This is a genomic window from Pseudomonas spirodelae (genome assembly GCF_034653255.1).
GTDB lineage: Bacteria > Pseudomonadota > Gammaproteobacteria > Pseudomonadales > Pseudomonadaceae > Aquipseudomonas > Aquipseudomonas spirodelae.
In genome coordinates, this window is the sequence record NZ_JAYEET010000036.1 from 91,064 (window position 1) to 114,361 (window position 23,298).

Annotated in this window: 22 protein-coding genes; 8 read left to right on the forward strand and 14 right to left on the reverse strand. The window is 61.6% G+C overall.

Annotation, left to right across the window (positions count from 1 at the left end; translation table 11 throughout):
- Positions 1 to 143: 143 nt before the first annotated feature.
- Complete coding sequence (locus tag SOP97_RS11210; RefSeq protein ID WP_322949247.1) at positions 144 to 497, forward strand: NADH:ubiquinone oxidoreductase; 354 nt, start codon at positions 144 to 146, stop codon at positions 495 to 497.
- 133 nt (positions 498 to 630) lie between these two features.
- Here the strand turns inward: SOP97_RS11210 and SOP97_RS11215 are convergent, their stop codons facing one another.
- From SOP97_RS11215 to dksA, 3 genes are read right to left on the reverse strand one after another with little or no spacing between them, the layout of a single operon-like run.
- Positions 631 to 1,275, reverse strand: a complete 645-nt coding sequence (locus SOP97_RS11215) for a DUF1826 domain-containing protein (RefSeq protein ID WP_322949248.1) — start codon at positions 1,273 to 1,275, stop codon at positions 631 to 633.
- The gene (gene zigA / locus SOP97_RS11220) at positions 1,275 to 2,480 is read right to left on the reverse strand and encodes a zinc metallochaperone GTPase ZigA (RefSeq protein WP_322949249.1); all 1,206 of its coding nucleotides are present in this window, start codon (positions 2,478 to 2,480) and stop codon (positions 1,275 to 1,277) included. The genes SOP97_RS11215 and zigA overlap by 1 nt, the downstream gene beginning before the upstream one ends.
- 14 nt (positions 2,481 to 2,494) lie before the next feature.
- Positions 2,495 to 2,920, reverse strand: a complete 426-nt coding sequence (dksA, locus tag SOP97_RS11225) for an RNA polymerase-binding protein DksA (RefSeq protein WP_322949250.1) — start codon at positions 2,918 to 2,920, stop codon at positions 2,495 to 2,497.
- 76 nt (positions 2,921 to 2,996) lie between these two features.
- Here dksA and folE2 point away from each other — a divergent pair, with 76 nt between their 5' ends.
- The 3 genes from folE2 (at position 2,997) to SOP97_RS11240 (ending at position 4,677) form a co-directional block, all read left to right on the forward strand.
- Complete coding sequence (folE2, locus tag SOP97_RS11230) at positions 2,997 to 3,887, forward strand: GTP cyclohydrolase FolE2 (RefSeq protein ID WP_322949251.1); 891 nt, start codon at positions 2,997 to 2,999, stop codon at positions 3,885 to 3,887.
- 62 nt (positions 3,888 to 3,949) lie between these two features.
- On the forward strand, positions 3,950 to 4,444 hold the full coding sequence (locus SOP97_RS11235; protein ID WP_322949252.1) for a GNAT family N-acetyltransferase: 495 nt from the start codon (positions 3,950 to 3,952) through the stop codon (positions 4,442 to 4,444).
- Positions 4,441 to 4,677: a hypothetical protein gene (locus SOP97_RS11240; protein WP_322949253.1), complete on the forward strand. Its 237-nt coding sequence runs from the start codon at positions 4,441 to 4,443 to the stop codon at positions 4,675 to 4,677. The genes SOP97_RS11235 and SOP97_RS11240 overlap by 4 nt, the downstream gene beginning before the upstream one ends.
- A gap of 113 nt (positions 4,678 to 4,790) precedes the next feature.
- On the opposite strand, the gene SOP97_RS11245 is transcribed toward SOP97_RS11240, so the two are convergent.
- Positions 4,791 to 6,719, reverse strand: a complete 1,929-nt coding sequence (locus SOP97_RS11245) for a DUF2207 domain-containing protein (protein WP_322949254.1) — start codon at positions 6,717 to 6,719, stop codon at positions 4,791 to 4,793.
- Between the two features lies 1 nt (position 6,720).
- Positions 6,721 to 7,287: a LemA family protein gene (locus SOP97_RS11250; RefSeq protein ID WP_322949255.1), complete on the reverse strand. Its 567-nt coding sequence runs from the start codon at positions 7,285 to 7,287 to the stop codon at positions 6,721 to 6,723.
- A gap of 143 nt (positions 7,288 to 7,430) precedes the next feature.
- On the opposite strand from SOP97_RS11250, the gene SOP97_RS11255 reads away from it, so the two are divergent.
- From SOP97_RS11255 to SOP97_RS11265, 3 genes are all read left to right on the forward strand, one after another.
- Positions 7,431 to 9,305, forward strand: a complete 1,875-nt coding sequence (locus SOP97_RS11255; protein ID WP_274088098.1) for a DUF294 nucleotidyltransferase-like domain-containing protein — start codon at positions 7,431 to 7,433, stop codon at positions 9,303 to 9,305.
- Positions 9,302 to 10,006 (forward strand): 3'-5' exonuclease, encoded by a 705-nt coding sequence (locus SOP97_RS11260; protein ID WP_274088099.1) that lies wholly within the window; start codon positions 9,302 to 9,304, stop codon positions 10,004 to 10,006. Before SOP97_RS11255 ends, SOP97_RS11260 begins: the two co-directional genes overlap by 4 nt.
- A 346-nt stretch (positions 10,007 to 10,352) precedes the next feature.
- Positions 10,353 to 10,514 carry a DUF2986 domain-containing protein gene (locus SOP97_RS11265; RefSeq protein WP_274088100.1) on the forward strand — a complete coding sequence of 54 codons (162 nt, stop codon included), beginning with the start codon at positions 10,353 to 10,355 and terminating at the stop codon, positions 10,512 to 10,514.
- An 82-nt stretch (positions 10,515 to 10,596) separates the two neighbouring features.
- Here SOP97_RS11265 and SOP97_RS11270 read toward each other — a convergent pair whose 3' ends face one another.
- The gene (locus SOP97_RS11270) at positions 10,597 to 12,264 is read right to left on the reverse strand and encodes a BCCT family transporter (RefSeq protein ID WP_274088557.1); all 1,668 of its coding nucleotides are present in this window, start codon (positions 12,262 to 12,264) and stop codon (positions 10,597 to 10,599) included.
- Positions 12,265 to 12,534: 270 nt separating this feature from the next.
- Between SOP97_RS11270 and SOP97_RS11275 the strand changes: the two genes are divergently transcribed.
- Positions 12,535 to 13,284: a substrate-binding periplasmic protein gene (locus tag SOP97_RS11275; protein WP_274088556.1), complete on the forward strand. Its 750-nt coding sequence runs from the start codon at positions 12,535 to 12,537 to the stop codon at positions 13,282 to 13,284.
- A gap of 138 nt (positions 13,285 to 13,422) precedes the next feature.
- On the opposite strand, the gene SOP97_RS11280 is transcribed toward SOP97_RS11275, so the two are convergent.
- The 8 genes from SOP97_RS11280 to SOP97_RS11315 form a co-directional block, all read right to left on the reverse strand.
- On the reverse strand, positions 13,423 to 13,845 hold the full coding sequence (locus SOP97_RS11280) for a DUF1850 domain-containing protein (RefSeq protein WP_274088555.1): 423 nt from the start codon (positions 13,843 to 13,845) through the stop codon (positions 13,423 to 13,425).
- Positions 13,842 to 15,869 (reverse strand): TRAP transporter permease, encoded by a 2,028-nt coding sequence (locus SOP97_RS11285; RefSeq protein WP_274088554.1) that lies wholly within the window; start codon positions 15,867 to 15,869, stop codon positions 13,842 to 13,844. Before SOP97_RS11285 ends, SOP97_RS11280 begins: the two co-directional genes overlap by 4 nt.
- 248 nt (positions 15,870 to 16,117) lie before the next feature.
- Positions 16,118 to 17,071: a TAXI family TRAP transporter solute-binding subunit gene (locus SOP97_RS11290; protein WP_274088553.1), complete on the reverse strand. Its 954-nt coding sequence runs from the start codon at positions 17,069 to 17,071 to the stop codon at positions 16,118 to 16,120.
- Between the two features lie 449 nt (positions 17,072 to 17,520).
- Positions 17,521 to 18,873 (reverse strand): sigma-54-dependent transcriptional regulator, encoded by a 1,353-nt coding sequence (locus SOP97_RS11295; protein WP_274088552.1) that lies wholly within the window; start codon positions 18,871 to 18,873, stop codon positions 17,521 to 17,523.
- A 231-nt stretch (positions 18,874 to 19,104) separates the two neighbouring features.
- On the reverse strand, positions 19,105 to 20,877 hold the full coding sequence (locus tag SOP97_RS11300; protein ID WP_274088551.1) for an ATP-binding protein: 1,773 nt from the start codon (positions 20,875 to 20,877) through the stop codon (positions 19,105 to 19,107).
- A gap of 78 nt (positions 20,878 to 20,955) precedes the next feature.
- A complete protein-coding gene (gene cfaB / locus SOP97_RS11305; protein WP_274088550.1) occupies positions 20,956 to 22,143 on the reverse strand; it encodes a C17 cyclopropane fatty acid synthase CfaB in 1,188 nt (395 codons plus the stop codon).
- Positions 22,144 to 22,222: 79 nt separating this feature from the next.
- Positions 22,223 to 22,483, reverse strand: coding sequence for a hypothetical protein (locus SOP97_RS11310; protein WP_411912052.1), 261 nt, complete (start codon positions 22,481 to 22,483; stop codon positions 22,223 to 22,225).
- A gap of 28 nt (positions 22,484 to 22,511) precedes the next feature.
- Positions 22,512 to 23,207, reverse strand: coding sequence for a (2Fe-2S) ferredoxin domain-containing protein (locus SOP97_RS11315; RefSeq protein WP_274088549.1), 696 nt, complete (start codon positions 23,205 to 23,207; stop codon positions 22,512 to 22,514).
- Positions 23,208 to 23,298: the final 91 nt, after the last annotated feature.

A 23,298-nucleotide genomic window follows, 5' to 3' on the forward strand; every position in this document is an offset into this window, starting at 1 on the left:
ATCGGCGCGTGCCACTGTCCATCAGGAAGTAGATTTCGGTTGTAGCCATTCTAACGGCCTACAGCACCGGAGGATGCGGCCCTACGCAGACTGATTAAAAACAGCGTGCTAGAGTCGCCGGCATATTTTTGGAGGGTCAATTGATGCGCGCTTTTTGGCTGCTGAGCCTGTTTTCACTGTCCGGCCTGGCCTGGGGCGAAGCCTGTGTGGTGCATAGCCAGGCTGAGCGCCTGGATGTGAAGGTCTGCCAGCAGAACCGCAGTATTCCGCCCAACCTGTTCCGCACCGGCTTCTGCCAGCCGCAGCTAAAGGGCCAGAAGGTGGCCGTGGAGTTTGTCGAACAGTGCCCGATGGGGGCCTTCGGCGTGTGCCGAAATTCCACGGTGGGCGGCACGCCTTACAAGCAGGATGTGCATTATTACGGCGTGGCCAGCGATGCCAATTACCTCAAGCTCTTCTGCGAAAAGCAGAGCAAGGGCGTGTGGATGGCGCGCTAGCCGTCATCAAAGCGTCACCCTGTCTATGTTCTAGTGGCCTTGAGTACCCCTCCCCTGCATACCGGGTCACGCGCCGGTGTGCCTTTCTGGTACTTAAGGCTGCTTTATTCGCAGCCTATTTTTTTGCCTGAATTCAGGCCAACCAATCCAGCGTCAGCAACAAGCGCCGCTCACCTGCCGGCGGCTGCGGTGAACGGTGGATCAAGCCACCGCCCTCGTTACCAATCCATTTCTCGCCCTTGGCCAGCAGCACATGGCCGGTATCGGCGCGCTTGATCAGCACAGCATCGTTGGGCTCGGCAGCCGGATCGCCAAGACGACGGCGCGCCATACCGCCTTCCGCCAGCCACTCACTGCCCACCCCGGCGTAGCTGGTGATCAGCCGTACCGGCACATGATCAACGTGAAAGCGCGGGCACATGGCCTTGTCGAGAATGCGCAGGCGCAGGCCGATGCGTTTGGCGTCGAACAGGCAAGTAAAGGCGCTGACCAGCCAGCTAACATCCTGCAAAAAGGCCACCTGCCCCGGCAGATCGCTGTAACCATCGACCAAGCCACTGAGGTGCGGCTCACTCTCCGGGCTGGCCAGCTCCAGCACCATGGAGTGCCCCAGCGGCTCGCCCTGAGCCAACAAAGCGTTGGCGAAATCGCTGATCTGCACCGGCAGCTGGCGTTGCCATACGGCCAAGTTGACCTCCTCGCGCAGCACCTCGCCGAGCACCTCAATCTGCTCGCTGCTGACCTGCTGCAATGGCTGGCGCAGCACAGGCGCCAGCATCAGGCGGCCTGCTCATGCCAGGGGCCAAACGGGTCGGGTAGCGCTCGCCAGGCGTCCACGCCAAGGGCCATTTCCGCATCGGTCAGCAGGCAGGCATCCAGCTCTGCGGTCAGTTGCACGAAGTCGATGTTCTGGCCGATAAACACCAGCTCCTGGCGGCAGTCGCCGGTCTGCGCTTGCCAGTTTTTCATGATCGCCTGCAGGCCTTCCTCGTCCTCTGGCCACTGGCTTTTCGGCACAAAACGCCACCAGCGCCCGGCAAAGCCGTGACGCATCAAACCACCCGCCTGGGACCAGCTGCCGGCCTCCTGATACTTGCTGGCCAGCCAGAAGAAACCCTTGCTGCGCAGCAGGCGGCCGTTGCTCCATTCGCGGTTGATGAAATTGAAGAAACGCTCGGGATGCAGCGGTTTACGCGCGCGGTAGGCGCTGGAGGCGATGCCGTATTCCTCGGTTTCCGGCACATGCTCACCGCGCAGCTCCTTGAGCCAACCCGGGGCCTGGGCGGCGCGCTCGAAGTCGAAACGGCCGGTGTTGAGGATCTTTTCCAGCGGCACCGCGCCCATGGCCATCGGCACGATTTCGGCGTGGGTATTCAGGCCCTTGAGGATGGCCATCAGCTCTTCGCGCTCATGGCTGCTGATCAGGTCGATCTTGCTGATCAGCAGCACATCGGCGAATTCCACCTGCTCGATCAGCAGGTCGGTGATTGAGCGCTCATCTTCTTCACCCAGAGTTTCGCCACGGCTGGCCAGGCTCTCGGCCTCGTGGAAATCGCGTAGGAAATTCACCCCGTCGACCACCGTCACCATGCAGTCCAAGCGTGCCACATCGGCCAGGCTCTGGCCGTCTTCACCCCGGAAGGTGAAGGTCTCGGCCACCGGCAGCGGTTCGCTGATCCCAGTGGATTCGATCAGCAAGTAATCGAAGCGGCCATCTCGGGCCAGACGACCGACTTCTTCCAACAGGTCTTCGCGCAGGGTGCAGCAGATGCAGCCGTTGCTCATCTCTACAAGTTTTTCATCGGCGCGGTTCAGGCTGACATCACGCTGAACTTCGCTGCCATCGATATTGATCTCGCTCATATCGTTGACGATTACCGCCACTTTCAGGCCCTGGCGGTTTTTCAGAATGGCGTTAAGCAGGGTGCTTTTACCGGCACCGAGAAAGCCGGACAGCACGGTTACGGGAAGGCGATTGGTCATGGTTTCAGGCTCCATCATTGTTCGGTATGTCGCAGGTGTTTTTCGCGTTGTTCCTGGCGCTCTTTGGCTTCGATGCACAGGCTTGCGGTGGGCCGCAGCAGCAGGCGCTTAAGCCCGATCGGCTCGCCGGTCTCGCGGCACCAGCCATATTCGCCATGGGCCAGGCGGTCGAGTGCTTCGTCGATCTTGTCGAGCAGCTTCTTTTCCCGCTCCAGCAGGCGCAGTTGCCACTGGCGCTGCTCTTCAGCGCTACCAATGTCGGCGGGGTCGCTGCTGGTTTCGCGCTCGCGCAGGCCTTCGAACTCTTCGGCAATCCGCGTTTGCAGTTCGCCGCGCTGGTTGAGCAGCAGCGTGCGGAAAAACTGCTGCTGCGCGGCATTCATGTAGTCATCCGCCGACTGGGCGAGCAGCTCGGCGTGGGTGAGCGGTGTTTCGATCATCGTCAGGATTCGCTGGTTTTGTAATTTACTTGTTATAACATAACATTCAAGCCCACAACCAAGCGGCAGATTTCCGATGAACGCACTGACCTTGCCGGACATAGCCGCGCAAATACCTGCCCACGCACAGGCTCTGGACTGGGTTGGCATGCAGGGCATAGCGCTGCCAATCAACCTGGCCGGCCAGCGCATCAATGCCCGCGCCGATGCTGGGGTCAGCCTGGATGATGGCAATGCTCGCGGTATCCATATGTCACGCCTGTACCTGGCGCTGCATGCGCTGGAGCACAACGCGCTGAGCCCGGCGACGCTGCAGCAACTGCTGGGCGAGTTTCTCGACAGCCATCAGGGCATGTCGCAGCAGGCCTCCATCACCTTGCGCGGTGAGGCGCTACTTAGCCGTCCGGCGTTGGTCAGCCCTCTCGCCGGCTGGAAGCCCTACCCCTTCGAAGTGCGTGCACGCCAGGATTCATGGGGGTTTCACGTGGAACTACAGGTAGAAGTGGCCTATTCATCGACCTGCCCCTGCTCCGCCGCATTGGCGCGCCAGCTGATTCAGCAGCGCTTTATCGAGGACTTCGCCGACCAACCGCTGGATCACGCGCAACTGCTGGCCTGGCTCGGTTCACCACAGGGCATCGTCGCCACACCGCACAGCCAGCGCAGCTACGCCACCCTGCAGGTACGTCTGCACAGCGACTGCGCGGGGTTGCCACTGATTGAGCTGATCGACGCCGCCGAACAGGCCCTCGGCACCGCCGTGCAAACCGCCGTCAAGCGCGCCGACGAGCAGGCCTTCGCCCTGGTCAACGGGCAAAATCTGATGTTCTGCGAAGACGCCGCGCGCCGCCTCCATAGCGCCCTGCTGCTACAGCCCGAGCTAAGCGCCTTTCACCTGCGCGTGGTGCACGCCGAAAGCCTGCATGCCCACGATGCGGTGGCTGCTAGCGCCTGCAACTGGCGCTAGCAGCGATTTACCTGACCCGCACCCGGCGCTAACCTGCCAGGCAACTATTGCAGGTAACCCGAATGAACGCTCCCCTGCCCGCAGCACTCAACCTGCGGTCCTACCAACCGCACGATCTGCCTGCCCTGGTCGCGCTGTTTCAGGCTTCGGTCAGCCAGCTGACCGCCCAGCACTACGACGCAGCGCAGCGTCAGGCCTGGGCTCCGGCGGCTGCGGATATGTCTGCCTGGCAAACACGCTTTGCTTCACTTGAGCTTGTTATCGCCGAAGATGGCCTGGTTATCGCCGGTTTTATCGGCTTTAGCCTGGATGGGCATATCGACCTGCTGTACTGCGCGCCCGCTTATGCCCGCCAGGGTGTGGCCAGCGCCTTGTATGCCGCAGCGGAGCAACGCCTGCAGGCGGCGGGTGCCTGCGAACTGTTTACCGAGGCCAGCCTGGTGGCGCAGGCGTTCTTTGCCCGCCAGGGATTTTCTGTGCAGCAGGCACAGACGGTGACGCGCGGCGCTGTTATTTTGCCGCGCATGCTGATGCGCAAAACTCTGGAGCTGCGATGAACACCGTGACGATAATCGTGCTGGCCGCCGTTGTGCTGGCCGCCTGCGCCCTGGCGCTGTGGAGCTGGCACAACCAGCGCAAGCTGGAAAAACTGGATGAGCGGATCAACCGACAGAGCGAACTGATCGAGCAGCTCGACAGCGTGCTGGAAAACCCACAGCTCAGCGAAGCCGAGCAACTGGCGAAAAGCGAAGCCTTGCTGGCCAAACTGCAGGAAACGCGCAAGCCCTAGCGTCGCGACAGCAGCCAAAACCTGTAGGAGCGGCGAGGATGCCTAATCCATGCGTGCGAGTCGCGGGCAAGCCCGCTCCTACAACAGCATGCGCCGCCAAGCCGAAGCGGGCTCTACCAACCGCCGCCGCCCCCGCCACCACCGCCACCACCTGACGAGCCGCCGCCGGATGAACCACCACCGCCTGAAGAACTGCTCGACGGTGGTGATGAGGCCAGTGCCGTGGCGCTGCTTAGCCCAGCAGCCAGGGCCGCGCTCATCGCCAGCGGTGTGCTAAAGCTGCTGCGGCTGTGATACCAGTCGGGTTGATAGTCACGCTGCGCCGGGTCGATCAGGCCGCTGGCCAGCGCTGCGCTAAAGCGCGCGCTCCATTTGTCTTCCACGCCCAGGGCCATGGCATAGGGCAGGTGTTTCTCGTACAGCGCGATGCTCATCGCCGGGGCATTGCCGGCCAATGCCAGCACATCGCTCTCCGCCAATTGCAGGTAGTCGCGATAGCCTTCCAGCTGATCCAGCAAACGCCGCCCTTCGACCGACGGTGCCGGCAGCAGGTAATAAAACAACACCACCACCAACACATACACGCAGAGCAGCAGCAAGGCCGGCACCGACGCCGCATTGCTGAGCATCCACAGGCCAACCGGCACCGGCCAAAAAAACATCAGCCCCACCAGGCCCAGGCCGATCTGCTTACCCACGCTGGGCTGATGCCAGGCCATGTACAGCACAAACAGCGACGGCACGCCAAAACCCACGGAGAACACCACACCCGCCAAGTCGGTGGTCATATCGTCTTCGCTGCGCGCGCCGGTTAGCACCATGATCAGGCAGCCGACAATCGCCCACACCAAGCCCCAGGTCCAGATACCCCGGTTATTGCTGAACCAGGCCTTGCCCTGTTTTTTCAGCTGGGTTTTCAGTCCGGCTACGGCGTCAGCCAGGCGCGGCTCATAGTCACTGCCAATTTCCAGGGCGATGCCTTCCTTATTGGCCGGGAACAGGCGTTTACGCAGTTCGCGATCTGCCTCGCTGAAATCAGCACGCTCACCCGTACCACGGGCCAGGGTAAAACCACCGTCGCGCGGCTTGTCTTCGATATGCAGGTGCTTGCGGATGGCCATATCGGTGAGCCACACACTAAACGCCCGCGCATCCTGATAAGCCCCCTGCAAACCGCGATGCCAGAGGTAGCCGGCCTGCACCGCACTCATGCCCTGCGGGGCCTCGAACAGCGGAATGATCAGGCCTTTCTCAGGGTCGCGGCCAACCCGATCCCAGGCGCGCAGGTAGAACACCAGCAGACCGACTAACAGCAGCGCACCCAGACACAGGCCGAGGTTATCGCGCAACAAGGCACCGCCTCGTTCGACCATGCCCGGCCGAGTAACCAACCCGGCTTGCCAATCCACAGCGACCGTCAGGCCCTGGTAGGCCGCCAAGCACTGCGTGGTTATCAGGCGCAGGTAATCATCGCGTTGTTCGACCACTTCATAGGCCTTGTCCTGGCTGCCCCAGCCACCGGTGTAGGCGGCACGCTGACCGATCCGCGCGCCCCTCGGCAACAGCACCTCCACCGAGGCGTGCTGAATCGGGAAGCTCCAGCCATTGCCGGTGACGTTCCAATACAGCTCGTCAGTATTGAGGTGGTGCAACAGCTGGCGCTCAACGCGGTAGCGTAGCTCGTATTGATAGCGCCCCGGTTGCAGCAGGTGGTCCGCCGAGCCGAGGTAATAACGCACCCAGCTACCGTTCTGCTCGACCCGCGCCCGCTCCGCCTGACCATCGCGGCTCACCCCAAGCAGGGTGATCGGGCTGCTCTGCAACAAACCCAGCGGCAAGCTGTAACTGACCGGCAAATCGCGGTAGATGCCGCGCTTGATCTGCTCACCCTCGGCCTGCACGGTGATCCGCTCGGTCACCAGCAGGTTGCCGTCCGCCTGCACCTGCAGGGTCACGGCAAAGTCTTCAATTACCTCGGCCGCAGCAGTCCATAGCGGCAGCAGGCACAGGCTCAACAGGGCAAAACGCAGCACTCGCAGCATGTCAAAACTCCATGTTTGGCGACTGGGCGTCACGCGGGTCATCCAGGCTGAAGTACTCCGCCGGGGTGAAGGCAAAAGGCCGCGCCACTAGGTTGCTCGGTACCGATTCCACCAGCACATTCAACTCGCGCACCGCGCCGTTGTAATAACGCCGGGCCATCTGGATATGGTTCTCGACCTCGGTGATGGTGCGTTGCAGGTCGAGAAACTGGCCATCGGCCTTGAGCGCCGGGTAGTCCTCGACCAGGGCAAACAGCTGGCGCAGCTGCGTGCTCAGATGCGCCTCCACCGGCGCCCGTTCAGCCAACGGCGAATCGGCCAACTGCAGCGCGCGCAGGCGCTCCTGCACCAGCGCCTGCAGCGTGCCCTGCTCATAGTTCATGTACTGGCGCACGCACTCGACCAGCGCCGGAATCAGGCTGGCGCGGCGCTTGAGCTGCACATCAATGCCGCTCCAGGCCTCGGCCACCCGTGCGCGGTTGAATACCAGGCGGTTGTAGTAATAAATCCCCAGGCCAGCCACAACCAGCAACAGCGCCAACACCCACCAAAGCCCTAACTCTTGCATCACCCCTCCCTGATTAGTCATCTGCCCGCCAATTCACCCTAGCCGGCACTCAACGGACGCGCCGGCCGACCTGCTTAGGCCAGCAAGGCGGACATCACCGCGCGATGCTCGTATCCTGTAGTGCCACAACGCGCGAGGCACCCATGCAGATCGAACTCCTGGAGATCCGCGATCACCTCAATCGCTACCCGCCCTTTGATGCCCTGCCCGAGGACAGCCTCGACGCCATCGCCCGCCAGGTCGAGGTGGCCTACTTCAAGGCCGGCACCGACATCCTCCTATACGGCGCAGACATCCATGACCTGCATTACGTGCGCAGCGGCGCGGTGGAAATCTACCGGCGCAATGGCGAGTTATACAACCGCCTGAGTGAAGGCGATATCTTCGGCCAGGCCGGCCTGCTGCGTAGCAACAAGGTGCGCTTCCCGGCCCGCGCGATTGAAGACAGCCTGATCTACTTTATTCCGGCCGCCCTGTTCGCTCAGATGTGTGAGCAACACGACAGCTTCGCCGATTTCGTTGAGGCCGAAGGCCAGTCACGCCTCAAGTCGGCTGTGGAGAGCCAGGGCAAGGCCAGCGACCTGATGCAGATCAAAGTGCGCACGCTGATCTCGCGTCAGCCCGTCTGCGCCAGCCAAGACACCCCGGTGCAACAGGCCGCACAGCTGATGACCGAGCAAAGCGTTTCGTCGTTGGTACTGCTCGACGGAGATGCGCCCGGCGCCGCCATGGTCGGCATCCTAACGGATCGCGACCTGCGCACCCGTGTGCTGGCCGTTGGGCTGGATGCGGCCACGCCGGTCAGCCAGGTGATGTCGCCCGATCCCATCACCATCCAGGCCGATGACAGCGTTTTCGAAGCCATGTTGAGCATGTTGCGCCATAACATTCACTACCTGCCGGTGGTGCAAAGGCGGCGCCCGGTGGGGATGATCAACCTCTCCGATATCATCCGCTACGAGTCGCAAAGCAGCCTCTACCTGGTCAACTCGATCTTCAATCAGCCGGATGTCGCCGGCTTGCAGGGACTGCTGCCGGACTTGCGCGGCACCTTCGTGCGCATGGCCAACGAAAATGCCACCGCGCACATGATCGGCAGCGCCATGGCTGGCATTGGCCGCGCCTTTAGCCAACGCCTGCTGGAGTTAGCGGAGCAGAAACTCGGCCCGCCGCCGGTGCCCTATTGCTTCCTCGCCGCCGGCTCGATGGCCCGTGATGAACAACTGGTGGTGACCGATCAGGATAACGCGCTGATTCTCGATGACCGCTTCGACCCCGACCTACATGACGGCTACTTTGCCGAGCTGGCGAAATTCGTCAGCGATGGCCTGGCCGCCTGTGGCTACAGCTACTGCAAGGGCGGGATCATGGCCACTAATCGCCAATGGCGGCAGCCACTCAAGGTATGGCGCGGCTATTTCAGCCAGTGGATCGACCGGCCCAACCCGCAAACCCTGCTTAACAGCTGCATCTTCTTTGACCTCGACGGCGTACACGGCGAGGTCGAGCTGGCGGAAAACCTCAAGGAACTGCTCGCCGAAAAAGCCAGCAATGCCCCGGCCTTTCTCGCCGCCCTGGCGCGCAACGCCCTGAACCGCACGCCGCCACTGGGCTTCTTTCGCACCTTCGTGATGGAAACCGACGGCCAGCAGAAACACATCATCAACCTCAAAGGCCGAGGTACAGCGCCGCTCACCGACCTGATCCGCGTGCACGCGCTGGCCTGCGGCAGCAAGGCGCAGAACTCACTGGAACGCCTGGACGCTATCGCCAAAACCAAATTGCTACAGCCCGAAGCGATCAGCCAACTGCGCTACGCCCTGGAATTTCTCAGCCTGGTGCGCATCCGCCATCAGGCCAATGCGCTGGCGGAAGGCCGCGAGCCAAACAACTACATCGAGCCGGAAAAAGTCTCGGCCAGTGACCGCCATAACCTCAAGGAAGCCTTTCAGATACTCAGCAACGCGCAGAAATTCCTGCGCTTCCGCTATCCCGCACAGCCGGGCAAAAGCTTATGAGTACGCTCGCTGCGCCGCTGGACTGGGCGGCGCGCTTTGCTGAGCTGGCTACCAGCGCCAAAGACCCGCGCCTGCAAGCCTTCTACCAAGCAGGCTGCGTCGCCGCCGACACCCCACTGGAACAGGTGCCGCTGCTGGCCCTCGATGTGGAAACCACTGGGCTCGACGCCAACCAGCACGCCATCGTCAGCCTTGGCCTGCTGCCCTTCAACCTGCAGCGCATCCGCTGCGGCGAAGCACGTTACTGGGTGGTCAAACCGGCCAGTGAATTGAGCAGCGAGTCGGTGACCTTCCACCACATCACACACTCCGACATCCGCCATGCCCCGCGCCTGGGGCAGATTCTCGACGAACTGCTGACGGTGATGGCTGGCAAGGTGATGGTGGTGCACTACCGCAGCATCGAGCGCAGCTTTCTCGATCAAGCGGTGCGTGAGCATCTGGGCGAAGGCCTGCAATTCCCGGTGATCGACACCATGCAGCTGGAGGCCCGCCTGCACCGCCAACCGAACTGGTGGGAGCGCTTGCTGCGGCGCCAGCCGGTGTCCATTCGCCTGGCCGATAGCCGCCTGCGTTACAACCTGCCGCCCTACCAGGCGCACCACGCCCTGACCGATGCCCTGGCCACCGCTGAGTTACTGCAGGCGCAAGTGGCAACGCACTATTCGGCGGATACGCCGATTGGGCAATTGTGGAGTTGAGACCGCACATCTGTAGGAGCGGTGGGAGGAGCTTTAGCCGCGACTGCAGCAGTCGTAGGATGGGTTGAGCATCGCGATACCCGTCATTTGGCTATTCCGTCGATGTGTATTTACTTGCACCCCATCGGGCGCGTTACTTGATTCGCTACACTTCACTCTTCAGGCCAACCTGCGGCTATTACTGCACGTCGCTCCGTTGCTCTTGCTGAGCACAAAAGAAAGTAACCAAAGAGAATGTGCCTCTGCATCCGGGTTTCGCTCCGGTATTGCTCCGGGGACTGGCAGAGCCGGCCTCTTACTAAAAACGTATGACTAGTTTTCAAACATTTATCACCGAGCAGAACACATGAACCGTCGCAAAAAAATCAAACAGCTATTACAAGCACATGCCAAAAAAGCCAGTGCCAAATTGGCGCCAAAACGTAAGTCTGCATACATCAGTAAAGCCGACCGTTTGAAAGCAGAAGCCGAAGCCACTCAAGACTTAACCATCACCACTGATAATTGATTTATGCCTATCAGGCTGCAGTGTCCCTCGCGCACAAAAAACGCGCCCGAAGGCGCGCTTTTGTACGGCTTAACAACCGTGCTTAGCGCGGTTCGCTCATCAAACCTTTGACGATCGAAATACAGCCCACCAACAGCACGATGGTGAACGGTAAACCGGTCGATACCGCCATAGCCTGCAAGGCCACCAGCCCGCCGCCGAGCAGCAGGGCGATGGCAATCACACCTTCGATAATCACCCAGAACACCCGCTGCGGCACCGGCGCGTTGACCTTGCCGCCAGCGGTGATGGTGTCGATGACCAGGGAGCCGGAGTCCGACGAGGTGACGAAGAACACGATCACCAGCACGATGCCGATAAACGAGCTAATTGCTGACCACGGCAGCTCGGCCAGCATGGCAAACAGTTTCAGCTCCAGCGCGGCATCCTGCACGCCGGTAAAGCCGTCGCCGACCAGCTGACTGATACCGGTGCCACCGAAGGCCGTCATCCACAGCACCGACACCAGGGACGGCACCAGCAGTACGGCAATCAGGAATTCACGCACGGTACGACCACGGCTGACTCGCGCGATAAACATGCCCACAAACGGCGACCAGCTGATCCACCAGGCCCAGTAGAAGGCCGTCCAGCCCTGGCTGAAGTTGGCGTCTTCGCGGCCAATCGGGTTGGACAGCGCCGGCAGATATTGCAGGTAAGCGCCGAGGTTATCAAAGAAGCCCGTCAGGATAGCCAGCGTCGGGCCGGCGATGATCACAAACAGCAGCAACAGGATGGCCAGGCCCATGTTGATCTCGGACAGACGCTTAACGCCCTTGTCCAAACCCGCCAGTACCGACAGCAGGGCAATCGCGGTAATGCCGATGATCAGCAACACCTTGCTGGCATCTGTCGCGGCAATGCCGAACAGTTGGTCCAGCCCTGCCGCTGCTTGTTCGGCACCCAGGCCGAGGGACGTAGCGAGGCCAAACAGGGTGGCGAATACCGCCAGAATGTCGATGACATGCCCCGGCCAGCCCCACACCCGCTCACCGAGAATCGGGTAGAAAATCGAGCGAATCGACAGCGGCAGGCCTTTGTTGAACGAGAACAACGCCAGCGCCAGCGCGACAATCGCGTAAATCGCCCACGGGTGCAGGCCCCAGTGGAAGATGGTCGCCGCCATGCCCATACGCGCCGCGGTTGCGGTATCACCAGCGGCCGCGCCCAACGGTGCCCAGTCGGTGCGCACACCATCCTCACCCACGCTGACGCCACCCAGCGCCGCCGAGAAGTGCGACATCGGTTCGGCTACGCCATAGAACATCAGACCGATGCCCATACCCGCAGCGAACAGCATGGAAAACCAGCCGGTGTAGGTGTAATCAGGCGTGGCCTGCATGCCGCCAATCCGTACCTTGCCCAGCGGCGAGACGATCAAGCCCAGACAAAGCAGCACAAAGATGTTGGCAGAGCCGAGAAAGAACCAGGCCAGGTTGCTGGTAAGCCACCCACGCAACGCACTGAATAACGGCTCGACCTGATTTTGCAGGGCCAGGGTCAGCACTACAAACAGCACCACAGTAAGCGCCGAGATGGTGAAGACTTTGCCGTGGATATCCAGGGCAAATGAGAACTGCCCTTTGATGTTGTCCTGACCGATCACGTAGTCCGTGTCGATCAAATTGGCATCGCCGGTGGGAGCCGGGATGCCTTCCAGAGTTGCCGCTTCTGGTTGCGGGGTCGTGTCAGACGAAGGTTTTTGACCCATGGGGGACTCCTTTGACGTGTGGCACGCTTTACGCGCACGAGGACGGGATTGCCCTACTCGTACAGCCGCCATGCCAGCGACTGCGGGGTACAGGGTAACAGCCATGGCCTTTGCGTGCCGGCGCATAGCCAGTATTGGCGGCCTATCGCGGTGTTTTCAGATGCTAATTTATAGTTCAAATGGGCTCTCTCAGCGGTAAAGCTCCCCCTCGGCCAGGCAATTAGCTATCGTTGGGCTAAGGCCTTCCGGTCACTGCGCGAGATGCCGTCCATGAGACTCCTGCTGTCCTTGCTGGCTTGCCTGTTGCTCCAGCTGCTGTCGTCGGCACAGGCGGAGACCTTCAAGGTCGGCGTCGAGCTGCAGCCATATATGCCTTACTCAGACGTGCAGAATGGGCAATACCTGGGTTATGGCCGTGACCTGCTCGACGCCTTTGCCGCGTATCAGGGCCATGTATTTGTTTACCAGCCACTGCCAGTGCGACGCCTGCTCAGCGACTTTCTCGACGACCGGGTGAATTTCAAATACCCGGATAACCCGCGCTGGAACGCCGACCAGAAGCAGGGCCACACCCTCTATTATAGCCAGGCGGCAGCACCGGCCATCGACGGCGTACTGGTCAAACCGCAGTACCTCGGCAAGGGCAAGGCGCGGCTGTACCGCATGGGTACCCAGCGCGGCTTCACGCCATGGCCCTACCTGGAGGACATCAAGAACGGGCGGATCATTCTGATCCAGGCCAATCAGATCGACTCGCTACTGGCCATGGCGATGAGTGACCGGGTTGACGGCGTTTACCTCAATCCGCAAGTGATCCGCCATCAGCTGTACAACAGTAGAAAGAATGAGTCCCTGGTGTTCGACCCCGACCTGCCCTATCAGGATGATCACTACTTCCTGTCGAGCATCAAACACCCAGAGGTGATTAAGCAGTTCGATGCTTTTCTCAGCAACCAGGCCGAATGGGTGCAAAAGCTCAAAGAGCGTCACGGCATCACTGACCCGCTCAGCAGCGACTAAGAAGCCGCTGCCGCTTTACAGCGGGGTAACGCCGGTTCATTTGCGCCGCGCACATAAACAAAACCCCCACCGGCTACGCCAAATGGGGGCTCTCCTCTACAACACACCAGGGCTTGTGACCCGGGAGCGGACGCGGGGTTAACCGTCGTCCTGGCCTGCCGCCGAAACGGCCGGGGAGCTTTGCTCACAGCTCCAAAGTTCCAACGCCGGCTGGGTCGCTTGTGGCGGGCCGAGCCATTCACTCATTGAGTGGCAACGCTGGTTGAAACACAGTTGGTAGTCCCCTGCTTCGGGGGTTCGCCCCAAGCGCAGTGGTTGCAAAGGCGGTAGCTGACGCTGGTAGTGCCAGCTGCCCTCACGCAGTTCGGCGCCGTCTGGAATCTCCATACCGGCCCCGGAACCCTTGACCCGCGCCTCGCCGAGCAACAACCCCTCGGGCGTGACGCGGTAGTCCTCTTCCCAGCGAATTTTCTCGATGGTGTGCTTCCAGGCCAGGGTGAAGTCGGGCGTGGGCACTTCGGCCCACACCACACCCGCCAAGCCTAGGCACAAGCCAATCATGCAGCCGCCACCTGCGCATGACGTGCACGCCACAGGTGCTGGGCGATAAACACGGCGGCCAGAGCAAAGCCGATCTCATCACTCATCGGTGTCGCCAAAATCAGGCTGGCACCGGCGGCAAAGCCCAGCGCACGCTCCCACCACGGCATTTTGATCTGCAGGAAGCCAGTGAAGATCGCGCCCCAGATGCCAATAGCCAGCGCGGCCTTGAACACCACATAGAGCGTCGCCAACAGGCTATCGCCCTGCAGCATCAGCGCCGGCTCGTACACCGCCATGAACGGCACGATAAACCCGGCCACGGCAATGCGAATCGCCCATAGGCTGATCTTCAGGCCGCTTTCCTTGGCGATCGGTGCGGCTGCGAAACAGGCCAGCGCCACCGGCGGCGTGAGGTCGGCCATGATGCCGAAATAGAACACGAACATGTGCGAGACAATCAGCGGCACACCCAGCTCCAGCAGTGCTGGCGCGGCAATCGAGCTGGTGATGATGTAGTTGGGAATGGTCGGAATGCCCATGCCCAATACCAGGCAGGTGAGCATGGTGAGGATCAGCGAGAGGAACAGGTTATCCTGACCAATCGCCAGAATGTAACCGGCAAAGGTCGACGCCACGCCCGTCAGGGAGACCACGCCAATGATTACCCCGACCAGGGCGCAGGCAATGCCCACTGGCACCGCATGCCGTGCACCTTCCACCAGCGCATGCAGGCAGATGGTCAGGGTGTCGCGGCCGCCCTTGATAAACCAGCAGATCGCCACCAACAGCGCCACTACGCCAAACACCACGCCGATGCCCAGCTGGAAGAATCCGGCGCAGAGCACGCCGAGGGCGATCCAGAAGGCAAAACGCATGACCTTGGACGACACCCGCAGGATGATTGCCGAGCCGAGAATCACGATGGCCGTCAGCGCCAGACCAACCATCCCGGAGAACAGCGGCGTGCGCCCGGAGAACAGCAGGTAGATCAGAATCAGCAGCGGAATCAGCAGGTACCAGCGCTGCTTGATCGCCGCCCAAGGGTTCGGGCACTGGTCCTTCGGTAGCCCGCGCAGGTTGGCGCGTTTGGCTTCCAGATGGACCATCCAGAACACCGAGCCGAAGTACAGCAAGGCCGGTACTAACGCCGCCTTAGCTACTTCAAAAAACGGCACGTTGATGGTCTCGGCCATGATGAACGCTACCGCGCCCATGATCGGCGGCATGATCTGGCTGCCCATCGAGGACGTCGCCTCAACGCCACCAGCAAACGCCGGCTTGTAGCCGAAGCGCTTCATCAGCGGGATGGTGAACTGGCCGGTGGTGACCACGTTGGCCACGCCCGATCCAGTGATGGTGCCCATCAGTGCCGACGACACCACCGAGACCTTGGCCGGGCCACCGAGCTTGTGGCCGAACAGACCCATGGCGAAATCGGTGAACAGCTTGATCATCCCGGCCTGTTCGAGAAACGCACCAAACAGGATAAACAGGAAGATGTAGGTCGCCGAAACATAGGTCGGCGTGCCGTACAGCCCTTCGGTGCCGAAGGACAGTTGGTTAACGATCTGATCAAGGTCATAACCGCGGTGCATCAGGTCGCCCGGCAGGTACTGGCCGAACAGGCCGTAGACCAGAAACAGTGCGCAGATCAGCGGCAGCGCGATGCCCATAACACGGCGCGCGGCCTCGAAGACCAAGACGATCAACAGCAGGCCGATGGCCATATCGCTCTGGGTCAAATCACCGGAACGCTGGATCAGATCGGCTTCGAAATACCACTGGTAGGCCGCCGTGGCCATGCCGGCCAGGCCCAATAGCCAAGCCATCGGCTGCCAGGGCTGACCCTTGCCGCGCAGCGGAAAGCAGAGAAACACCACCATCAACAGAAAGCCCACGTGGATTGCACGCAGAATCTGGCTCGACACCGGGTGAAAGGCGGCGGTGATGATCTGGAAAATGGAGAACAGCAGCGCGACATAAAACAGCGCTTTTGGCCAATCGCCGGGGTTGGCAGCAAGGCCTTGGTTTTGCTCACTCATGAGGCGGATGCCCTCGTTACAACATCAATCGCACAGAGTCGCCAACAAAACTTGCCGTGACGCGCACAGCGGTTTTATTCACAACTCTACTGAAAGTGAAGCCTGGGTAGGATGGGTTAGCCGCGCAGCGGCGTAACCCATCAAACGTTGCTGAAGCGTCTCTCCAGACTTGAGCCGTGCAGCATGGGTATCGCGTTGCTCAACCTGCGCGGCCCGACCCATCCTACCCAGCCAACCCTTCAACAGCCTTACAGCGCGCCGGCTTCTTTGTAGAAGCGCTCAGCACCTGGGTGCAGCGGGATCGGCAGGTTCTTCGCAGCCGTTTCCAGCTTGATGTCCTTGGCCGCGGAATGGGCGTTACCCAGACGCTCCAGGTTGTCGAACATCAGCTTGGTCATCTGATAGGCCACTTCTTCGGACACATCCTCATGGCTCACCAGGATATTGGTGATGGCTACAGTCGGCACATCGGCATCCTGACCGTCATAGGTGCCGGCTGGGATCGACGCGGGCTGGTAAGCCGCGTTGCCGATCTTGGCGGTCACGTCAGCCGGTACCGAGACAAAGGTGATTGGCAGAGTGGCCGCCAGGTCACGAATAGCCGCCATGCCCAGGCCAGAAGACTGCAGGGTGGCATCCAGCTGACGGTTCTTGATCAGCTCAACCGACTCGGCATATGGAAGGAATTCAACCTTGGCCATGTCGTCATAGCTCAGGCCGGCGGCCTTGAAGATGGCGCGAGCATTGAGCTCGGTGCCGGACTTCGGTGCACCGACGGAGATGGTCTTGCCCTTGAGGTCAGCCAGGGTCTTGATCCCGGACTCCTTGCTGGCGACGATCTGGATGTAGTTCGGGTAAGTGCCGGCAATCGCTCGCAGTTTTTTCAGCGGCGCCTTGAAGCCAGCCTCTTCCACACCATTCCAGGCATCAGCCACGGAATCACCCAGGGCCAGCGCCAGCTCACCACGACCGGCTTGCAGCAGGTTGAGGTTTTCCACCGAGGCTTTGGTCGCCTGTACCGAGGTCTTGGAGCCTTCGATGCCGTTGCTGTACAGCTGCGACAGGCCCACACCAATCGGGTAGTACACACCACTGGTGCCACCGGTAAGGATATTGATAAAGGTCGGTGCGGCGAGTACGGCGGTGCTCGCGGTAAAGGCTGCGGCAGCAGCAAATAGGCTAAAACGTTTGGTCATTCGCATGGAAGAAACTCCGTCGTTGTTATGGCTTTATGCAGAGGTTTTCACTGTAGACGCTATAGGGCACTAGGGCCGTGCAGAGCCTGGGTTCGCAGAGTGACGGAAAGAGGCAATGCCTGCACACGACCGGGGTCGCGTGCACAAGAGAGAGGATGGTGCTGCCGGGGAAGCTGGACGTGCAGATTTAACGTGGCAGTTCATAGGGTTCATCTCTTGCCTTTCTTATGAGTGCCAGCGCATTCGAGTGCGCGGCTGGCAAGAGCTATAGCAGATGCCGTGCCAGCGAAAGGAAAGCCCGCGCTAGAGCGGTTACATTGCGCGGCACGGCCAACCTAGCCGTGATAACAAGCGGAAATCCGCCACTACAAAAACCTGGATAAGCGAAATTCCGCCGACGATGTCTCAGGGGGATGCGTCAACCGCCCTACATCCTGACTACAGGCAACGGCCTATCAATCCTCGTCGCTGCTCCCGGCGGGTCGATAGCTGCTGCGCAGCAGGCCATGGCGCTGCATCTTTTCGTTGAGGGTGCGGCGTGGCAGCTGCAGCAGCGCCATGACCTCGGCGATATTGCCCTGGCAGTGCTGCAGGGCACGGTGCAGGCATTGCGCCTCGAAGGTTTCCATCTGCTCGGCCAACGACTGCACCGGCAGCGCGTCCGTAGGCTCTACCCCGCCACTGATGCCCAGGGCGTGACGCTCGGCGGCGTTGATCAGTTCACGTACGTTGCCCGGCCAGTCATGCGCGAGCAGGCGGGTCAATTCGGCGGGTGCCAGGGCCGGGGTTTCACGGCCATGGCGTTGCGCAGCCTGATGGGCGAAGTGCTCAAACAGCAACGGAATGTCCTCGCGGCGTTCGCGCAGCGGCGGAATACGCAAGGTGGCGACGTTCAGGCGGTAGTACAAATCCTCACGGAAGCGCCCGGCTTTGACCTCATCGAGCAGGTCCGGCTTGACCGCGCTGATCACCCGCAGGTCGACCTGGATGCTGCGGTTGGAGCCCAGGCGCTCCAGGGTTTTTTCCTGCAACACGCGCAGCAGTTTGACCTGCTGCGCCAGCGGCAGGCTTTCCACCTCATCGAGAAACAGCGTGCCGCCGTCGGCATGTTCGATACGGCCGATGCGCTTGCCCTGGGCGCCGGTAAACGCGCCGCTTTCATGGCCGAACAACTCACTCTCAAACAGGTGCTCGGGAATCGCCGCGCAGTTCAGCGCGACAAACGGCTTGCCGGCGCGGTTGCTGAAATCATGTAGGCAGCGCGCAACCCGCTCCTTGCCGCTGCCGGTGTCGCCGCGAAGGAGGATATTCACCGAGGTGCCGGCCAGTTCGAGGATCTGCCGACGCAGGGTCTCCATCGGCCGCGAGACGCCGAGTAGCTGCGCCTCAATATGGTCCTTGAGGGCAAACTGCTGGCGCAGCTGGCGGTTCTCGCAGACCAGGCGGCGCTTGTCCAACGCGCGGCGCACGCTGTCGAGCAGACGCTCCGGGGTAAACGGCTTTTCGATAAAGTCGTACGCGCCCTGGCGCAGCGCCTGTACCGCCATCGGCACGTCGCCATGCCCGGTGATCAGAATCACCGGCAGCTCACGGTCGCGCTCCAGCACGCTGTCGAGCAGCTGCAGGCCATCGGTGCCGGGCATGCGCACATCGCTGATGATGATCCCGGGGTAATCACGGTCGACCAACGCCAACGCAGCCTGCGCCGTCGCACAGCTGTGCACGCTGAAACCAGACAGCTCCAGCCACTGCTGCACCGCCTCGCGGATCGCCACTTCATCATCGACGACTATTACCTGCCCAGTCATATCCCCTCCTGATCAATCGGCGGCAGTGTAGGGTGGATGAGCGCCGTAAAACCACACACTTGAATACAACCCGTAGGGTGGGTTAGCCGACTGTCGCGATTGCCCGGCTCTGCACCGGGCCTGGGGCGGCAAACCCACCGGCTGCGTCACACGCGCCATCGTCTGGTGGGTTACGAGGCGCACGAGCATTGCGCGCGCTAAACGAGCACCTATCCGCGCCGCAAACCCACCCTAGCGATTTACCAGCTCTCGCGCATTGGGCGCAGCCGGCAGGCGCAGGGTAAACACCGCGCCCTGCTCGCCATTGGCCGCCTCCAGGCTGCCGCCCAGCTCGCGCACAATGCCGTAAGACACCGCCAAACCGAGGCCCAACCCGCTGCCCACCGGCTTGGTGGTGAAGAATGGCTCGAAGACATGCGCGAGCACATCCGCGGCAATCCCGCCGCCGCTGTCGGCGATGCTCAGCAGGCACTGCCCGTCCCGCTGCTCGATACGGATATGCAGCTGCCGCGACTCGACAGATGCCATGGCATCCAGGGCGTTGTTGAGCAGATTGAGCAGCACCTGCTCCAGGCGAATCGCATCACCTAACACCCGCGCATCGGTGTCGATCTCACTGTGCAGCTGTACTTGCTCGCTGCGCAGGCGCGGCGCCAGCAGTTGCAACGCCTGCTCCAATACATCACTCAGGCGCAGCCGTTCGCTGAGGCCGGCCGGGCTTTTGCGCGCGAAGGTTTTCAGGTGGCCGGTAAGGCCGGCGATGCGTTGCAGCAAGCCATCGATACGCTGCAAGCCTTCACGCACATCGTCCTGGCGGCCGCTGTCGAGCAGCAGGCGCAAGCTGCCCAGCTGCATCTGCATGGCGGTCAGCGGCTGGTTGATTTCATGGGCCATGGCCGCGGACATCTGCCCCAGTGCGGCCATCTTCGCCGCATGCACCAGGCCTTCCTGGGCTTGGCGCAATTCGGCGGTGCGCAGCGCCACCTCACGCTCCAGGCGCTCACGGATGCCCGCTTGCAACCGCTGGTTCTTGCGCCGCTGGGCCAGGTAGAGCAGCAGAAAGGCCAGGGTCATCCACACCCCGGCGGCGGCCAGGCGGTAGCTGCGCACACTGTTGACCAGGCTTTTCGGCTCGTGCAGCAGGTGCAGGGTCCAGCCTTCGTCACCGAGGGCCTGACGCTGCCAGAGGTAATCGCGCGGGCCATCCGGGCCTTCGACCCAACGCCATTGGCTATCGCTATCAATCTGCCGGCGCAACTTACTGCTTAACGGCTTCAGCGCCTGTTCGGCGTATTTGCGCACTTCCACCAACTCGGCGCGGGCTTGCTCGCTCACCCCATCAAGGGCAAGAAAGCGCCAGGCCGGGCGGTTGCTGAGGATCACCACCGAGTAGCTGTCGGCCACCAGCAACACGCCCGGCTGGCTGACCCATTCGCGCTGCAGTTCTTCCAGCTCCAGCTTGACCACCAGCACACCGAGCACCACGCCCTGCTCATTACGCACCGCATGGGAAAGGAAATAACCGGGGATGCCGGTGGTCACGCCCACCGCGAAATAACGCCCGGAGGACTGGCGCACAGCATCCTGAAAATACGGGCGAAACGCGTAGTTGTTGCCGACAAAACTGCTCCAGTCGCGCCAGTTACTGGCCACCAGCGTTTCGCCCTGGGTATTGAGCAGATACAACACATTGGAGCCGGCGGCGCTATTGAGCTGCTCCAGACGCTCGTTGAGTTTGCGGCGCAGCAAACGGTCATCCGGGGCACGCAGCAGCGACTTGATATCGCTGTCCAGCGCCAGCACCTCGGGCACCGAGCGAAAGCGCTCGACCAGGGTGTGGATCGACTGCGCATACAGCTGCAACTGCCCGCGCGCCTCCAGGCTGCGCTCCTGCCAGGCACGCTGCTCGGCATAACGCCCGGCCAGCCAGATGCTCGCCAGCAAACCCAGCAGGATCAGCAAGACAATCAGGGCAACGCGGTAACGCAGCAAAAAGGCAGGCATGTACGGCTCGCAATGAGGCAGAGCCGGCATGGTAACAAAGCCACCGCCAGCGGTTAGGTCTGCCGGCGCGGGCGGCGTTCACTGACGGTATAGATCAGCACGGCTCAATGGCAGGTCGTGGCTGCCATCGGCGCGGGGTTTAACTGCCAGAACCTGGTGTAGGGCCATCCAGCCACGGCTGAAACCATAGGCACAACCCGCCAGATACAAGCGCCAGATGCGCAAGACCTGCTCTGGCACCATCTGCGCCGCCTGCGCCAGTTGCGCCTCCAGGCGAGTACTCCAAAACGCCAAGGTGCGCGCGTAATGCAGACGCAGGTTTTCCACGTCGACCACTTCCAGGCCGGCGTCGCTCAGGCAGCAGGTCACGCTGGCCAGGTGGGGAAGCTCACCATTGGGGAAGACGTAGCGCCCGATGAAGTCACCGGCACCGCGCGCCACCGGACGACCATCGGTGTATTTGGCCGTAATGCCATGGTTCATCACCAAGCCAGCGGGCTTCACCGCCCCGAACAGGCGCTGGCAATACAGCGGCAAATTGGCGTGACCAACATGCTCGAACATACCGACACTCACCACTTTGTCGAAACGGCCGTCCTGCGGCAGGTCGCGGTAGTCCATCAACTCAAGCGTCACCTTCGCGCCCAGCCCCTGCTCGATTACCCGCTGGCGCGCCCAGTGCAGTTGTTCACGGCTAAGGGTAATGCCGAATACTTGCGCCCCGTATTCACGGGCAGCGAAGCGCGCCAGGCCACCCCAACCGCAGCCGACATCCAGCAATTTATCCCCCGGCTGCAAGCGTAACTTACGGCACAGGTGGCGGAGTTTGGCGATTTGCGCCTGTTCGAGCGTTTCCTCGCCGGTTTCGAAGTAAGCACAGGAATAGACCATTTCAGGGTCCAGCCACAGCGCATAGAAGTCGTTGGAGAGGTCATAGTGGTAGTGAATCGACTCAGCGTCAGTGCGCTTGTCATGGGCCGCTCTGACGCTATGCCGAGCAGGCTCATCGCCCAGCAGCGCCTGGCTCAACGCATCGCACACTTCAATGGCCTCGCTGATCGAACCTTCCAGCGCCAGCCGGCCTTCAACGTAGGCGCCGCCCAGCAGATCAAGGCTTGGATGAGCGAGTTGCGTCATCAGCTTAGGGTCTTTTACAACCAGCGTGACTAGCGGCTGCGGACCTAGATCCAGTTGCTGGCCATCCCATAAGCGCACCCGCAAGGGCAGTTGCAGATCACGCAGCGCAGACGGTAGGTACGTAGGCATAGGAACCTCCTCTTTTCACACCAATGAAAAGGTTAGTTCAGGTGACTCCGTTGTCAGGATAGCGCTTCCAGCGAGAAAACTATTCGGCCCCGGCTTGCAGCAAACCGTCGCTCAACCACTGGCGTAACCAGCTCACGGCCTGTATCGGCGCCTGCTCGCCCAGATGAGCCAACTCGCCGCACAGCTCCGCAAAGCGCCAACCCTGCTCGATCATGCCCTGCAACGCCGTGGTTTCATCGGCCGCCAGGCTCAAGGGCGCAACGTAGATGGCATCAAACGCCAAGGTAAACGCCCACTCCAGCCGCGCCAGCTCACTCAGCGGCGCAGCCTGGGCCGCCACTAAATAGCCGTCGATAAAGTCCGCGCACTCAATCCTGATCGATGCGCAACTCGGGTACCGCGCGGCCGGCCACCAGGCGCTCGTCGACCAGGCGGATCACCGCCGCCTCGTCACGGATACCGAACCACTCGCCCTGTGGATAAAGGCTCGCGGTCGGCCCCCCGTCGCAAGGGAACTGGCATTGACTGCGGGTGATATGCACACCGCCCTCGCACTCCAGCTTGCCGGCGGCCTTGAGGCGCTGACGCAGGGTTTTCCACAGGCCCAGCGCGCCCTTACGCGTGCAGCGCGGGCCGTTGCACAGCAGTAGGCGCTGGGCGTGCGGCGGAATCTGCGACCAGGCGTGCTGCGCCGGCACGGCGGCTACATCGCTGCAGGCCAAGTGCAGTTGCGTGCGCTCAAGCAGCGCGGCCAGGCCGTCGAGCCAGGCGTCTTCCATCGCCGTGCAGACCACAAACACCGACGCGCCATCAGTGCGTTCGGCGATCTGCTCACGTAGCCAGTCACGGTGGGCAGCATCGGCACGCGGCTCTAAATCCACCACAAGTAATGGCCGCGGCAACTCATCCAGCGCCTGCCAGAACGGCTGCAGATCCTGTTCGCTGTCATGCAGGTGCGCCTCGCCCAACAGCGCAGCAAGCCGCTGCTGCAAACGCTCAGCCGACGCGCCACGGCTAAGACCGGGACCGATAAACAACACGTGGGCGTATGGAGTGGGGTTCATCGCGACCTCCTCAAAAGGGCCGGCAGTCTAGCAGTCCGCCATAGCGCAGAGGCCATCCGGGCGATTTCGGGTTGTAGCAACGGAGCTGTGT

Coding starts and splice junctions, on each gene's coding strand:
- SOP97_RS11210 (WP_322949247.1), top strand. CDS start 144: ATGCGCGCTTTTTGGCTGCTGAGCCTGTTTTCACTGTCCGGCCTGGCC.
- SOP97_RS11215 (WP_322949248.1), bottom strand. CDS start 1,275: ATGCTGGCGCCTGTGCTGCGCCAGCCATTGCAGCAGGTCAGCAGCGAG.
- zigA (WP_322949249.1), bottom strand. CDS start 2,480: ATGACCAATCGCCTTCCCGTAACCGTGCTGTCCGGCTTTCTCGGTGCC.
- dksA (WP_322949250.1), bottom strand. CDS start 2,920: ATGATCGAAACACCGCTCACCCACGCCGAGCTGCTCGCCCAGTCGGCG.
- folE2 (WP_322949251.1), top strand. CDS start 2,997: ATGAACGCACTGACCTTGCCGGACATAGCCGCGCAAATACCTGCCCAC.
- SOP97_RS11235 (WP_322949252.1), top strand. CDS start 3,950: ATGAACGCTCCCCTGCCCGCAGCACTCAACCTGCGGTCCTACCAACCG.
- SOP97_RS11240 (WP_322949253.1), top strand. CDS start 4,441: ATGAACACCGTGACGATAATCGTGCTGGCCGCCGTTGTGCTGGCCGCC.
- SOP97_RS11245 (WP_322949254.1), bottom strand. CDS start 6,719: ATGCTGCGAGTGCTGCGTTTTGCCCTGTTGAGCCTGTGCCTGCTGCCG.
- SOP97_RS11250 (WP_322949255.1), bottom strand. CDS start 7,287: ATGCAAGAGTTAGGGCTTTGGTGGGTGTTGGCGCTGTTGCTGGTTGTG.
- SOP97_RS11255 (WP_274088098.1), top strand. CDS start 7,431: ATGCAGATCGAACTCCTGGAGATCCGCGATCACCTCAATCGCTACCCG.
- SOP97_RS11260 (WP_274088099.1), top strand. CDS start 9,302: ATGAGTACGCTCGCTGCGCCGCTGGACTGGGCGGCGCGCTTTGCTGAG.
- SOP97_RS11265 (WP_274088100.1), top strand. CDS start 10,353: ATGAACCGTCGCAAAAAAATCAAACAGCTATTACAAGCACATGCCAAA.
- SOP97_RS11270 (WP_274088557.1), bottom strand. CDS start 12,264: ATGGGTCAAAAACCTTCGTCTGACACGACCCCGCAACCAGAAGCGGCA.
- SOP97_RS11275 (WP_274088556.1), top strand. CDS start 12,535: ATGAGACTCCTGCTGTCCTTGCTGGCTTGCCTGTTGCTCCAGCTGCTG.
- SOP97_RS11280 (WP_274088555.1), bottom strand. CDS start 13,845: ATGATTGGCTTGTGCCTAGGCTTGGCGGGTGTGGTGTGGGCCGAAGTG.
- SOP97_RS11285 (WP_274088554.1), bottom strand. CDS start 15,869: ATGAGTGAGCAAAACCAAGGCCTTGCTGCCAACCCCGGCGATTGGCCA.
- SOP97_RS11290 (WP_274088553.1), bottom strand. CDS start 17,071: ATGCGAATGACCAAACGTTTTAGCCTATTTGCTGCTGCCGCAGCCTTT.
- SOP97_RS11295 (WP_274088552.1), bottom strand. CDS start 18,873: ATGACTGGGCAGGTAATAGTCGTCGATGATGAAGTGGCGATCCGCGAG.
- SOP97_RS11300 (WP_274088551.1), bottom strand. CDS start 20,877: ATGCCTGCCTTTTTGCTGCGTTACCGCGTTGCCCTGATTGTCTTGCTG.
- cfaB (WP_274088550.1), bottom strand. CDS start 22,143: ATGCCTACGTACCTACCGTCTGCGCTGCGTGATCTGCAACTGCCCTTG.
- SOP97_RS11315 (WP_274088549.1), bottom strand. CDS start 23,207: ATGAACCCCACTCCATACGCCCACGTGTTGTTTATCGGTCCCGGTCTT.